The sequence below is a fragment of the Phyllobacterium sp. RCAM01083 genome (genome assembly GCF_055685835.1).
The window spans coordinates 562,695-575,536 of record NZ_JBVFZN010000005.1; the positions used below are offsets into that span (position 1 = coordinate 562,695).

10 protein-coding genes are annotated in these 12,842 nt (G+C 61.9%); 6 read left to right on the plus strand and 4 right to left on the minus strand.

Annotated elements, in window-relative coordinates:
- Positions 1 to 31: 31 nt before the first annotated feature.
- Entirely contained in the window at positions 32 to 730 is a 699-nt protein-coding gene (locus ACZ25R_RS09390) for a corrinoid protein (RefSeq protein WP_091877729.1), read from the minus strand.
- Positions 731 to 983: 253 nt separating this feature from the next.
- On the opposite strand from ACZ25R_RS09390, the gene ACZ25R_RS09395 reads away from it, so the two are divergent.
- The 4 genes from ACZ25R_RS09395 to ACZ25R_RS09410 all read left to right on the plus strand — a co-directional run bounded on the left by ACZ25R_RS09395 (position 984) and on the right by ACZ25R_RS09410 (position 6,008).
- Complete coding sequence (locus ACZ25R_RS09395) at positions 984 to 2,570, plus strand: trimethylamine methyltransferase family protein (RefSeq protein WP_346306714.1); 1,587 nt, start codon at positions 984 to 986, stop codon at positions 2,568 to 2,570.
- 86 nt (positions 2,571 to 2,656) lie between these two features.
- The gene (locus ACZ25R_RS09400; protein WP_472460804.1) at positions 2,657 to 3,343 is read left to right on the plus strand and encodes a hypothetical protein; all 687 of its coding nucleotides are present in this window, start codon (positions 2,657 to 2,659) and stop codon (positions 3,341 to 3,343) included.
- Positions 3,344 to 3,427: 84 nt separating this feature from the next.
- Positions 3,428 to 4,003 (plus strand): RNA polymerase sigma factor, encoded by a 576-nt coding sequence (locus ACZ25R_RS09405; RefSeq protein WP_472460805.1) that lies wholly within the window; start codon positions 3,428 to 3,430, stop codon positions 4,001 to 4,003.
- A 1-nt stretch (position 4,004) separates the two neighbouring features.
- The gene (locus tag ACZ25R_RS09410; protein WP_472460806.1) at positions 4,005 to 6,008 is read left to right on the plus strand and encodes a vWA domain-containing protein; all 2,004 of its coding nucleotides are present in this window, start codon (positions 4,005 to 4,007) and stop codon (positions 6,006 to 6,008) included.
- A gap of 226 nt (positions 6,009 to 6,234) precedes the next feature.
- On the opposite strand, the gene bmt is transcribed toward ACZ25R_RS09410, so the two are convergent.
- Positions 6,235 to 7,248 (minus strand): betaine--homocysteine S-methyltransferase, encoded by a 1,014-nt coding sequence (gene bmt, locus ACZ25R_RS09415; RefSeq protein WP_472460807.1) that lies wholly within the window; start codon positions 7,246 to 7,248, stop codon positions 6,235 to 6,237.
- An 86-nt stretch (positions 7,249 to 7,334) separates the two neighbouring features.
- Complete coding sequence (locus ACZ25R_RS09420; RefSeq protein WP_464661166.1) at positions 7,335 to 8,171, minus strand: helix-turn-helix domain-containing protein; 837 nt, start codon at positions 8,169 to 8,171, stop codon at positions 7,335 to 7,337.
- 115 nt (positions 8,172 to 8,286) lie between these two features.
- Between ACZ25R_RS09420 and ACZ25R_RS09425 the strand changes: the two genes are divergently transcribed.
- Together ACZ25R_RS09425 and ACZ25R_RS09430 are read left to right on the plus strand one after the other, a co-directional pair.
- Positions 8,287 to 9,321, plus strand: a complete 1,035-nt coding sequence (locus ACZ25R_RS09425) for a fatty acid desaturase (RefSeq protein ID WP_472460808.1) — start codon at positions 8,287 to 8,289, stop codon at positions 9,319 to 9,321.
- A 9-nt stretch (positions 9,322 to 9,330) separates the two neighbouring features.
- Positions 9,331 to 10,089, plus strand: a complete 759-nt coding sequence (locus tag ACZ25R_RS09430) for a phosphate/phosphite/phosphonate ABC transporter substrate-binding protein (protein WP_472460809.1) — start codon at positions 9,331 to 9,333, stop codon at positions 10,087 to 10,089.
- 129 nt (positions 10,090 to 10,218) lie between these two features.
- On the opposite strand, the gene ACZ25R_RS09435 is transcribed toward ACZ25R_RS09430, so the two are convergent.
- Positions 10,219 to 12,795 (minus strand): GcvT family protein, encoded by a 2,577-nt coding sequence (locus ACZ25R_RS09435; RefSeq protein ID WP_472460810.1) that lies wholly within the window; start codon positions 12,793 to 12,795, stop codon positions 10,219 to 10,221.
- Positions 12,796 to 12,842: the final 47 nt, after the last annotated feature.

Sequence of the window (12,842 nt, forward strand, 5' to 3'; positions counted from 1 at the left end):
CCGCATTTGGATGCGGCCGTTTTGTTCCGGTTCAGGCGCCGGACATCTGATTGTGCTTGCGCTTCATGTAGTCCTTGGCGGTTTCCACCGCGACGGCCGCATCGCGGCAATAGGCGTCGGCACCGACGGCCTTGCCGAATTCCTCGTTGAGCGGAGCACCGCCGACCAGCACGACGTAATCGTCGCGAATGCCCTTTTCCTTCATCGTGTCGATGACGACCTTCATGTAGGGCATCGTCGTCGTCAGCAGGGCGGACATGCCGAGAATGTCTGGCTTGTGCTCTTCGATGGCGGCGAGATAGTTCTCGACCGGGTTGTTGATGCCAAGGTCAATGACGTCGAAGCCCGCGCCTTCCATCATCATGCCGACGAGATTCTTGCCGATGTCGTGGATGTCGCCTTTGACGGTGCCGATGACGAGCTTGCCCTGTTTCGGCGCGCCGGTGGCGGCAAGGAGAGGGCGCAGGATGAACATGCCGGCTTTCATCGCATTGGCCGACAACAGGACTTCCGGCACGAAGAGGATGCCGTCGCGGAAATCCTCGCCGACGATGCGCATGCCTTCGACGAGCGCTTCGGTCAAAACCCTGTAGGGGACCCAGCCGCGCTCGAGCAGGATATTGGTGCCTTCCTCGATTTCTTCCTTCAATCCGTCGTACAGATCGTCGTGCATTTGTTCGACGAGTTCGTCGTCCGAAAGCTCCGAAAGAATGATTTCATCGTCGGCCATGGGTGTTCTTCCTCTCAAGCGTTATGCACAGCTTTGTACCGGTACTGGCATTCCCTTAACATATCGGGCAAGTTGCTGAAAACGCATTGCTTAAATGCGACCTCGTAAATGACGAAAACGACTGTCTGTTTGTCTTCCATGCGCCATTGTTTGACGCACACGGGAACGCCCCGATATGTGTCGCGGGTAGGATTTGGGTGTTGAGGTCATGACCGAAGAACCAATCCGCGCATCAAGCGCCTGGAGAGAGAAAATGAATCAGGAAACGCCAGCCGACGCACCCGTGGACACTGCAGAAAGCGGCGGACGCCGCGGGCGCGGTGCCGGTGCAGGCGCTGCTGCACGCCGTGCCGCCCGTTCCGGCGGCGGCCCGGGCAAGTCGCTCACCTTTATCACGCGCAAGATTCGCGAATATGAAGTGCTGGATGAGGAAGGGCTGGCGCTGATCGAAGCCAATGCCGATACCGTGCTTGAAGAAGTCGGCATCGAGTTCCGCGACGATGCGGAAGCCCTGCAGCTCTGGCGCGAAGCCGGTGCCGATGTCAAAGGCGAGCGGGTGCATTTCCCCAAGGGGCTTCCCCGGTCGCTTTTGAAAACCGCGCCTTCGGTCTACACGCAGTATGCGCGCAATCCCGAACGGTCCGTACAGATCGGCGGCAAGGCCACGGTGTTCGCACCGGTCTACGGTCCGCCCTTCGTGCGCGATCTCGACGGCAACCGCCGCTACGCGACCATCGAGGACTTCAACAATTTCGTGAAGCTCGCCTATATGGCGCCGTCGATCCACCATTCCGGCGGAACCGTGTGCGAGCCGGTGGATGTGCCCGTCAACAAGCGCCATCTCGACATGATCTATGCGCACATCAAATATTCCGACAAGCCGTTCATGGGTTCGGTCACCGCGCCCGAGCGCGCGGAAGACACGATTGCCATGTGCAAGCTGGTGTTCGGCGAGGACTATCTCGACCAGAACACGGTCCTGACCAGCCTGATCAATGCGAACTCGCCGATGGTCTTCGACGAGACGATGGTCGGTGCGCTGAAGGTCTATGCCCGCAACAACCAGGCCTGCATCGTCACGCCGTTCATTCTCGCCGGTGCGATGAGCCCGGTGACCGTCGCCGGCACGCTGACGCAGGTTCTGGCGGAGGTGCTGGCCGGTGCGTCCTTCACCCAGCTCATCCGTCCCGGCGCTCCGGTAATTTTCGGCACCTTTGCCTCGTCGATCTCGATGCAGTCGGGCGCGCCGACATTCGGCACGCCGGAACCCTCGCTCGTCTCCTACGGCGCGGCACAGCTGGCACGGCGTCTCGGACTGCCGTTCCGCACCGGCGGTTCGCTTTGCGCCTCGAAGGTTTCCGATGCGCAGGCGGCCTATGAAAGCGCCAATACGCTGAACTCGACACTGCTGGCCGGGACGAATTTCGTGCTGCATTCGGCCGGCTGGCTCGAAGGCGGTCTCGTGTCCTCCTATGAAAAGTTCATGATGGACATCGATCAGCTCGGCATGGCGCAGAAATTCGCCGAAGGCGTCGACCTCTCGGAGAACGGCCAGGCCATGGACGCGATCCGCCAGGTGGGCCCGGGCAGCCATTATCTCGGCTGCGACCACACGCAGGCGAATTTCCAGACGGCGTTCTACCGCTCGAACATTGCCGACAACAATTCCTACGAGCAGTGGCTGGCCGAAGGCGAAAAACGTGCCGACCAGCGCGGCAACGAGCTGGCACGGCGCTGGCTTGAAAGCTACGAGGCGCCGTATCTCGATCCGGCCATCGACGAATCGCTGAAGGAATTCATCGCCAAGAAGAAGGCGTCGATGCCCGACGCATTCACCTGAAAGAAGCCCGAGGACGGCCGGGCTAAAGTGGCCAATCTGATCCATCAGGAAGTCTGGGCCTCTGCTGTCAAAGGTCCGGGCCCCGGATGATCTTTGCCGATCCGTTCCTTGACCAGATCACCGCCGCGCTGGAACCGCATGGTCTCGTTCCGCGCGGCGGTTTCGTGTTTGGACCCGATGAGGCAGCGCCCGGCCTGCACCACGGCGCTGCAGCGCGCAGTGTGGTGCTCATCGGCCATTTCGGCTCATCGATCTGGCCGCATTTTACACGGTGGCGGCAGTCGCACGGCGATCAGCCCGCTCCGCTGGATGCATGGTCCAAGGCGGTGCTGACGCATGTTGCGGTCGAACTGGACGGGCAGGCGGTGTTTCCGTCGGACAGGCCTTATCTGCCCTTCCAGCAATGGGCGAAGCGGGCGGAAGGTCTGTCTGCTTCGCCGCTGGGGCTGCTGATCCATCCCGGATATGGGCTCTGGCAAGCGTTTCGCGGGGCGCTGCTATTTGACAGGGCAATCGGTTTTCCCGCTGTCCCGTTGAACAACCATCCCTGCGATACCTGCATCGAAAAGCCCTGCCTGCATGCCTGTCCGGTCGATGCTTTCGACGGTGCGCGCTTCGCCGTGGACCGCTGCCGCAGTCATCTGGCAGTCCCGGAAGGCGCGCTTTGCATGGACGGCGGGTGTCTTGCCCGGCTGGCCTGTCCCGTGGGCCGTGCACACGCCTATACGGCGGACCAGCAGCGCTTTCACATGGCGGCATTTGCAGCGGCCTAACGTCAGCCAAAAAATATTTTGATTGATTGCATTTTTTCACCCAAGGATTGACGCCGTCGCATCGTCAAAGCTGCGATGAACAGGGTGACAGGCATTTTGGATATTTCCGGTTTGACGGATGACACGGCGGATAGTTCAACCCTTGTGGCGCAGGCGCGGGCAGGGAACCGCAGCGCATTCGGGCTCCTGATCGAGCAGAACTACGATTTCATCCACCGCATCGCCTGGCGCTGGTCGGGCAACCGCAACGATGCGGAGGATATTGCGCAGGATGTCTGCATCAAGCTCGGCAGCGCCATCCGGCAATGGCGCGGCGAGGGGCACTTGCGCACCTGGCTCTACCGGATGACGCTGAATGCCGCGCGTGATCACCTGCGCCGCCATGCGCGCGAGAAGCGCAAGGCCGAGGCCTATCACCGCGAATTGCTGAGTGACGCTCCGCCTCCCGATGCCGGGGATGATGACGTCACCGCCCTGTGGGCGGCGGTCAAGACATTGCCTGACAAGACCGCGGATGCCGTCCTGCTGGTCTATGGGGAGGGCTTGAATCATGCGCACGCAGCCGAAGTGCTCGATTGCGCCGAAGCCACGGTTTCGTGGCACATCCACGATGCCAAGAAACGGCTGAAGCGCATCCTGCGCGCGCCGGAGGGCTTTTGACATGACCGACGATCAGGACCTGAACCAGCTCGGCCGCATGACGCCGCCAACGCCATCCGATGCGGCCAGGCGCGCCGCCCTGCAGGCGGCCATGCAGGCGTTCGACAATGCCGATGCAAAGAAAACCGCAGTGCAGACCCAAGGAAGCGGATTCGTCCGGCGTCTCAGTTCCATCGCAACCCAATTGTGGAGTGAAACGATGGAAAAGAAATTGCTGCTGACGACATCGGCCCTCGGCGGCCTGCTGATCCTGCCGGTCGCGGGTTATGTCTCCTGGACCATGATGCACGACCCGCGCATGCTGGCGGGGGATCAGCAGGCTCCCGTCACGATAGAGGCGCAGCCGCCGCAGGTCGACGAGCCGAAACCCGTGCAGCCGCAACCCCTGCCAATGGTCGAGCCGGCGGCGCGAAGCCAGCCAGCCGTCAAGCAGGCGCCGCTTGCCAGGCAGATCGAGGCACTCAGCAGTTCGAAAACCGTGGGGCAGGCAAGTCCGGCCGCCGAAAAGCCGGTGGCGATGGTGCCCATGCCCGCGCCCGCCGTGGAAATGGCGCAGGACAGCATTGCCCCGCTACAACCCTCGGGCGACCGGGTCCAGCGGTTCGACGCCAATCCGGTCAAGCGCGTGGCCGATGATCCGGTATCGACATTTTCGATCGACGTGGACACGGCATCCTACGCCATGGTGCGCCGCGCGCTGAAGGACGGCGCCTTGCCCGATCCCGACAGCGTGCGCGTCGAGGAGATGATCAATTATTTCCCCTATGACTGGAAAGGGCCGCAGAGCCGCGAGACGCCGTTCAACACCACGATCACCGTGACGCCGACGCCGTGGAACCAGAACACCAAGCTGATGCATATCGGCATCAAGGGCTATGATGTCGTCCCGGCGGAAAAGCCGCGCGCCAACCTGGTGTTCCTGATCGATGTCTCGGGATCGATGGATGAGCCGGACAAGCTGCCGCTGCTGAAATCCGCCTTCCACATGCTGGTGGGCAAGCTCGATCCCAAGGACAAGGTGTCCATCGTCACCTATGCGGGCAATGCCGGGACCGTGCTGGAACCGACGGAGGTAAAGGACAAGGCAAAAATCTTTGATGCATTGAACCGGCTGGAGGCGGGCGGATCGACGGCGGGCGAAGCGGGTATCAAGGAGGCTTATCGCCTCGCCAAGGCCAATTTCGTCAAGGACAGCGTCAACCGCGTGATGCTGGCCACCGATGGCGATTTCAACGTCGGCCAGTCCAGCGACGATGAACTGAAGACACTGATCGAGGACGAGCGCAAATCCGGCGTGTTCCTGTCGGTCTTCGGGTTCGGCGAGGGCAATTACAACGACCGGATGATGCAGGTCCTGGCGCAGAACGGCAACGGTACTGCCGCCTATATCGATACGCTGGCCGAAGCGGAGAAGACGCTGGTGCAGGAAGCAACCTCGACGCTGTTTCCGATTGCCAAGGATGTGAAAATCCAGGTCGAGTTCAATCCGGCGACCGTCGCGGAATACCGGCTGATCGGCTATGAAACCCGTGCTCTCAAGCGCGAGGATTTCAACAATGACCGCATCGATGCCGGTGAAATCGGCTCGGGGCATACGGTGACGGCCATCTACGAGATCACGCCGAAGAACAGTCCGGCAGTGCTGACCGACGACCTGCGCTACGCCAAGCCGAATGCAGCGGCTGCCGATGCGAAAGCGGGATCGGACGAATATGCCTTCTTCAAGATCCGCTACAAGCTGCCGAACGGGGACGTCAGCAAGCTGATCACGACGCCCGTGACCAAGGCCAATGAGGTTTCGGCAGCCGCATCGGACGATGTGCGGTTCTCCACGGCTGTTGCCGCCTTCGGTCAGAAGCTGCGCGGGACGGACAGCCTGGCGAGCTACAGCTATGCCGATATCGCCAGGCTCGGCGCGGGATCGCGCGGCGATGACGCCTTCGGCTATCGCAGCGAGTTCCTGTCGCTGGTGCGGCTGGCCGATGCGCTGGAAGCTAAGAAATAGGTTTGTTGCATTGTTGAAAAGCAAATGGCCGGGATTTCCCGGCCATTTTTGTCTCGAAGGATTGCAGGATCACCGTGCGTGGTTCGACAAGCTCACCATGAGGGGAGGTGAGGATTGCAGGGAGCCATATTGTGCAACGCTTGCGATTGGCATTGCGACCAAACCACTCCCCTCATGGTGAGCTTGTCGAACCACGCACCACGACATTGCCTCAAATGGCGCGATTTCAGCCCCGGCGGCCGCGGCGCTCGCGCTTGGGCAGGTCATCGGCATGGGCGGACAGCTTGTTGCGCATCGGCCCGATGGTTTCGATGATGGTCTCTACCGTCGGCCTGATGCCGCTGACATGGTTGTCGAGCGCCTTGCGCATGGCGGCCAGATGCACGAACGAGGTGCCGCAGCAGCCGCCGATGATTTTTGCGCCGCCGTCAATTGCCATATGGGCATAATTGGCCATGAGCTCCGGCGTGCCGGAATAGAAAATCTCCGCGCCGCGGAATTCCGGAATGCCGCAATTGCCCTTGATGACGATGGTGGCCTGCGGATCGGCCTCCGACATGTCGAGTAGCGACGCAAGAATATCCGAGGCGCCGACACCGCAATTGGCGCCGACGGCGACAGGGCGCGCGGCAAGTCCATCGACGACGGCGTGAATATCCTTCGGCGGCAGGCCCATCATGGTCTTCCCCGCCGTATCGAACGAGCCGGTATAGACATAGGGCAGGCCGACCTTGACGGCCGCTTCGGCAGCGGCACGGATTTCACCGGGCGCGGACATGGTTTCGATCCAGGCCACATCGACGCCGCCGGCCTTCAGGCCTTCCAGCTGTTCGGTGAAGGCGGCAACGGCGTCCTCTTCGGTCAGTGCGCCAAGCGGCACCAGCAGTTCGCCCGTCGGCCCGACCGATCCGGCGACGATCACCTTGCGCCCGGCCTTGTCGGCGATGGCGCGCGCGAGTTCAGCGGCCTTTTTGTTCAGCTCGAACACACGATCCTGCGCGTGATGCAGTTTCAGGCGATGCCGCGTGCCGCCGAAGGAATTGGTGAGGATGATGTCAGCGCCGGCATCGACAAAGCCCTGATGCAGGGCAAGAATCTTTTCCGGCTGGGCTTCATTCCACAGTTCCGGGGCTTCACCAGCCTCAAGACCCGATGCGAACAGGTTCGTGCCCGTCGCGCCATCAGCCAAAAGGACACCTTTTTCAGCAAGAAGTTCGGCAAGCGGATTGGCTGTGGTCATGGCGCGTTCCTATGGTGCTATTTAGATAACGATATAAGGAAGTCTTTATATGTGGTCAATCTTCATTTGCGACAAGTGCTGCCGCATCATTCGGCCTTGAGCGTGGAAATATAGGCGGCGACCTCGTGCGCGTTGATCTTTGCCACACGGATCAGCCCGTCGAAATGCCGCTGCATGGTCAGGACCGCTTCCGTGGTGTTGAGGACAAGATACATCTCGCCGACGAAGATCGCGGCGCGGTAGGGGCCGAAGACCGTATAGGGCACCGAGAAGCGCTCGCGCCCGTCGAACAGATAGAGCCGGAAGGACGGGTAGAGCTCGTCGATCAGCACGCTCATCCGTTGCAGCTGTTCTTCCCGGATATCGCGGGACAGGTCGCCCCAGATGCCGCCGCCCTTGGCGAAATCGCGCAGGGTCTGGTAGGGCATGCACACTTCCATGTCCGTGCCGGGCTGGCGGTTGTAGTCCAGCCGGAACGCGGTTTCGGCGATCTGGGTGACGGGGTCGCGGTGCACCAGCGATGTCTCGTAGGCGATCACCGCCTGGGTGCGCAGAAGATCGGGAATGCGGGCCGGGACGTAGCGGATCTTGCTGCCCGAGGCCTCCGCATGCCAGCGCACCAGCAGTGTCCGCTCAAAGCCGTCGACACCCTCTTCGATCTCCATGCTGGCGCGCAGTTCGCCGATGATGCCCTCGTCCTGGCTGAGGCCCAGCAGCCAGTCCAGCGAAACGGCATAACGTTCGGCAATGTTGAGCAGCGTTTCCACGCGCGGCAGGCGGGTGGACTGGCCGGACAGGAGCTGGGAGAGGGCGGAGCGGTCGATGCCGACCGCCGCTGCGAAGGACGACTGGTTGTCGCCGCTGCGGTTGAGCAGGCTCCTGATCCGCTCCTGAAACAGGCGCGACAGATCGCGTTTGTCCATTTTTCGGCCTCTTTGTTTACTGAGTACAACAAATGCAAGATTTGGTGCGCAAAATCAACGGTTTCTCACAATAATATCATTGCTGACAGTTTTGGACAGTGAGACCATGAAAATCATGGAATCAGAAGCACATACAGCAGAACCAACTGACAAAACCGTCCGGGAACGCAAACACCCCGGCATCGAATGGCCAACCATTGGCTTGATGCTCGTCTGCTACGGACTGTGGTTCGTAGCCGGAGCATACCTCTATCCCGCCATGCCGTTCGCGGCCCTGGCGCTGATGGCGGTGGCGGTGGCGTTTCACTCCTCGCTGCAGCACGAAGCCCTGCACGGACATCCCACACGCAGCGGTTGGCTGAACGAGCTTCTCGTCTCCCTGCCGCTCGGCCTGTTCTATCCCTATCGCCGCTACAAGCATCTGCACCTGAAGCACCATGCGGATGAACGGCTGACCGATCCCTATGACGATCCGGAGAGCTATTACCGGGCGCTGGGCGACTGGGATAAACTGCCGGGTGCTCTGAAAACCCTGCTGCGCTGGAACAATACGCTCATTGGCCGGGTTGTCATCGGGCCGGTCCTCATGGTGATCGGCTTTCTTATCAGCGAGGCCAGGCTGATTTCGGGCGGCGACCGCAAGGTCCGCAATGCATGGTTGTCGCACGCCGCCGGGCTGGCCGTTCTGGTTGCGCTGTTGCTGGCGTTCGGCATTCCGCTCTGGCTCTATGCCGTGACATCGGCCTATGCGGGGTTGTCGATCATCGCCATCCGCACCTATTGCGAGCATCAATGGTCCGAGCGTCCGGATGGCCGCACGATCATTGTCGAGAAATCGCCGCTGGCGCTGCTGTTCCTCAACAACAACCTGCATTTCGTCCATCACAAGCGGCCGACCGTTCCGTGGTATAAGCTGCCGAAGCTCTACAGCGAGCAGCGTGAAGAGTGGAAAGCCATGAATGGCGGCTACGTCTTCCGCAACTATTTCGAGATCCTGCGCGCCTATGCCTTCCGCAGCAAGGAGGAGGTTGCGCACCCGGTGCTGCGCCGCGAACCGGCAACGGCCCGGGCTTTCCATCCGCGCCGCCACGGCATTTCCCTGCAGGGCGGCACCAGCGTGCCTATTCCCGCCGAGCCTCCGACAGAGTAACATTTCCGCATGATCCCTATTGCAGCTTTGCCGATGTATGATTGGCCGGAACGCCGCGCCGAAGTGGATGCGCAGTGGCTTGTCCTGCGCGACAGGCTGCGGGCCAAAGGTTTTGACGCACCGGATTACCTGACGCGGCGCAATGGCGACCTGCCGCCCGTTCCCGGCGGTATCCGCGATGCCTCGGGCGCGGTGATTGCGCCCGATCCCGCGACGCTGCCGCCCGATGAACTCGATCTGCCGACGCTGTGGCGCCATCCGGCGCTCCTGCTCGCCCAGACGTGCTGGGGACCGATGGAACTCGGCCTTGCCGCCCATGTGCATGTGGCGGGGCAGGACGACTATTCCGGCGTGGCGGGCGGCGACGAGGCGCTTTATTCCAGCGCGCTTGTCATGCGCCGGGGCGAAGGGCTGGCGGTTCCGGCACCGCGCGGCGGCGAACCCATCCTGCCGGTGGATCGCCTGCGCGGCAAGCGTCTTGCCTTCAACAGCCCTGATTCCATGTCGGGCTATCTCGCCATCGAGCGCGACCTGGCGCTGCGGGGCGAGGGGTTCAACCTGTTCGCGCGGCTTGTCGAGACCGGCGGCCACCGCCTGTCCATCGGGGCGGTGGCGTCAGGCCGGGCCGACGTCGCAGCGATCGACTGCAAATCGTGGGCGCTCGCCCAGCGTCACCATGAGGCCGCCAGTGCTCTCATCGTCGTGGGCTGGACGGGCAGGCGCAAGGGCCTGCCCTTTGTCTCGGCGTTTGAGGGTGTGGCTGTTTAGATCCACATTGCATGTCTATCGTGCGTGGTTCGACAAGCTCACCATGAGGGAACTGGGTGGGCTGCAATCCTCAACCTCCCTCATGGTGAGCTTGTCGAACCACGCACCACACATTCTCCAGCGATCCGATCACCCGCGCATTTTGGCACCGGATGGATCGAAGGGCGGCTCGATGTTGATGCGGGCGGCGCGGCGAAGACCCAAAATCTCGACCTCGAACAGCCCGGCATTCTCGTTGTCGGCAAGCTCGGCGGGCACATAGCCCTGCGCCATGGAATGGCCGACATGATGGGCATAGCCACCCGACGTGACCCAGCCGACCACGCGCCATTCACCCTGCACCGCACCCTTGTCGCCCTCGAAGGACACGACCGCGCCCGCATCGTTGAAGCGCGGTGCGCCGATGCCATGCCCGGCCTCGACGACGCCGTAATCCTTGTTGACCCTGGCCCAGATCGGCTCGTCGCCCATGACATCGGCAGCGCCATTGCCATGCGGCACGTCGATGATCAGCGAGACGCGCCGCAGCTTCCTGCTGGTCCCGGCATCGAATTCGGCCTTTTCCTGCGCTGCCGCCTCGCGGCCGATGAAGTCGTTTTTGCCAAGCTTGATAAAACGATCCATCGAGCCTTCATAAACGCCGTAGATCGGGCGCAGTTCGCGGAACCAGGTCGGGAAATTCTTCTCAAGCCGCATGGAGAGCAGCGCACGCATGCCGAAATCGACGATGCCGAATTCTTCGCCCGCAGCCTTGATGGCGGTATAGACCAGCCGCTGATAGGCCGGCTCCATCCAGATTTCGTAGCCGAGATCGCCGGTATAGGAAATGCGGTTGACCTTGCAGGGCGCACCGCCGACGGCCATTTCGCGGAAATCCATGAACCGGAAGGCAGCGTTCGACACGTCCTCGTCGACGAGTTTGGCGAGAAGGTCACGTGCTTTCGGTCCGGCGATGGACAGGCCGACCAGCGTCTGGTCGAAGCGGTGGATATGCACCGACCCGTCTTTCGGCTGGTGCCGCTGGAACCAGCGCATGTGATAGCGCTGGGCGGCGGACGAACCCCAGATGAGGAAACGGTCTTCGGCTGCCTTGGCGATGGTGAAATCGCCGATCAGCTTGCCCTTCTCGTTCAGCATGGGGGTGAGGACCAGACGCCCGGCTTTCGGCATCGTGTTGGTCATCAGGCGCGACAGGAAGGCTTCCGCACCGCTGCCGGTGACTTCGTATTTGGCGAAGTTGGCGATTTCGGTGACGCCGACCCGCTCACGCGTGGCGCGGACCTCATTGCCGATATGCTCGAAATCGTTGGAGCGGTGATAGGAGACGATATCTTTGGCTTCGGTGCCCTTGGGTGCGAACCAGAGCGGGGTTTCAAGACCCCAGGAATCGCCCATGACGGCGTTCTGGGCCAGCATTGTGTCATAGAGCGGCGTGGTCTGCTGCGGCCGTGCGGCGGGCAGTTCCTCGTTGGGGAAGCGGATGGAGAAGCGGCGCGAATAGTTTTCACGCACTTTTGCGTTGGTATAGCGCAGCGTGGCCCATTCGCCGAAGCGCGCGACATCCATGCCCCAGACGTCGAAGCCGGGTTCGCCGTGCACCATCCAGTTGGAAAGGGCAAGGCCGACGCCGCCGCCCTGGCTGAACCCGGCCATGACGGCGCAGGCGGTCCAGTAATTGGTCAGGCCGGGGACGGGGCCGACGAGCGGATTGCCATCCGGCGCGAAGGTGAAGGGGCCGTTGATGATCTGCTTGATGCCGGCCTTTTCGATGCCAGGGAAATGCTTGAAACCGACTTCGAGGGAAGGGGCGATACGGTCGATATCCGGAGCCAGCAGTTCATGGCCGAAATCCCACGGCGTGTTGACCGGCGACCACGGCTTGGCCGCCTTCTCATAGGTGCCGAGCAGGATGCCGTTGCGTTCCTGCCGCGTGTAGATCTCGCCCTTGAAATCCATGACGCCGATCAGCTCGCGTCCGGTCGACTGGTTGAACTCCATCACTTCCGGAACGTCTTCCGTGAGGAGATACATGTGCTCCATCGCCAGAACCGGCAGTTCGAGGCCGACCATGCGCCCGACTTCGCGCGCCCACAGGCCGCCGCAATTGACCACATGTTCGGCCTTCACTGTTCCCTGTTCGGTGACGACGTTCCAGGTGCCGTCGACCTCCTGCGTCAGTTCGACGACGCGGTTGCGCAGGGAGATTTCAGCACCCAGCTTGCGGGCGGCCTTGGCATAGGCGTGGGTGGTGCCGGATGGATCGAGGTGGCCTTCGACCGGGTCCCACATGGCGCCGACGAAATTGGTTTCGTCCATCAGCGGGAACATGGCCTTGGCTTCGGAAGGGGTGATCAGCTCCGTATCCATGCCGAGATAGCGGCCCCGCGCATGGGCAAGGCGCAGGAAGTCCATGCGCTCTGGACTGTCGGCCATCATCACGCCGCCGGTCAGGTGCAGGCCGCAGGACTGGCCGGAGAGTTCCTCGATTTCCTTGTAGAGGCTGACCGTATAGGCCTGCAGCTTGGCGACGTTCGGATCGCCGTTCAGCGTGTGGAAACCGCCCGCCGCGTGCCAGGACGATCCCGATGTCAGCTCCGAGCGTTCGATCAGCAGGACATCGGTCCAGCCGGCGCGGGCGAGATGGTAAAGGACCGAACATCCGACTACGCCGCCGCCAATGACTACTGCTTTAACGTGCGATTTCATTCACTTATGCCTCTTGTATGGAAATGTGATTCAACGTGTTGTGCGTT

What these genes read in the sequence shown, in the direction of transcription:
- ACZ25R_RS09390 (WP_091877729.1), bottom strand. Translation starts at nt 730, where the DNA reads ATGGCCGACGATGAAATCATTCTTTCGGAGCTTTCGGACGACGAACTC.
- ACZ25R_RS09395 (WP_346306714.1), top strand. Translation starts at nt 984, where the DNA reads ATGAATCAGGAAACGCCAGCCGACGCACCCGTGGACACTGCAGAAAGC.
- ACZ25R_RS09400 (WP_472460804.1), top strand. Translation starts at nt 2,657, where the DNA reads ATGATCTTTGCCGATCCGTTCCTTGACCAGATCACCGCCGCGCTGGAA.
- ACZ25R_RS09410 (WP_472460806.1), top strand. Translation starts at nt 4,005, where the DNA reads ATGACCGACGATCAGGACCTGAACCAGCTCGGCCGCATGACGCCGCCA.
- bmt (WP_472460807.1), bottom strand. Translation starts at nt 7,248, where the DNA reads ATGACCACAGCCAATCCGCTTGCCGAACTTCTTGCTGAAAAAGGTGTC.
- ACZ25R_RS09420 (WP_464661166.1), bottom strand. Translation starts at nt 8,171, where the DNA reads ATGGACAAACGCGATCTGTCGCGCCTGTTTCAGGAGCGGATCAGGAGC.
- ACZ25R_RS09425 (WP_472460808.1), top strand. Translation starts at nt 8,287, where the DNA reads ATGGAATCAGAAGCACATACAGCAGAACCAACTGACAAAACCGTCCGG.
- ACZ25R_RS09430 (WP_472460809.1), top strand. Translation starts at nt 9,331, where the DNA reads ATGATCCCTATTGCAGCTTTGCCGATGTATGATTGGCCGGAACGCCGC.
- ACZ25R_RS09435 (WP_472460810.1), bottom strand. Translation starts at nt 12,795, where the DNA reads ATGAAATCGCACGTTAAAGCAGTAGTCATTGGCGGCGGCGTAGTCGGA.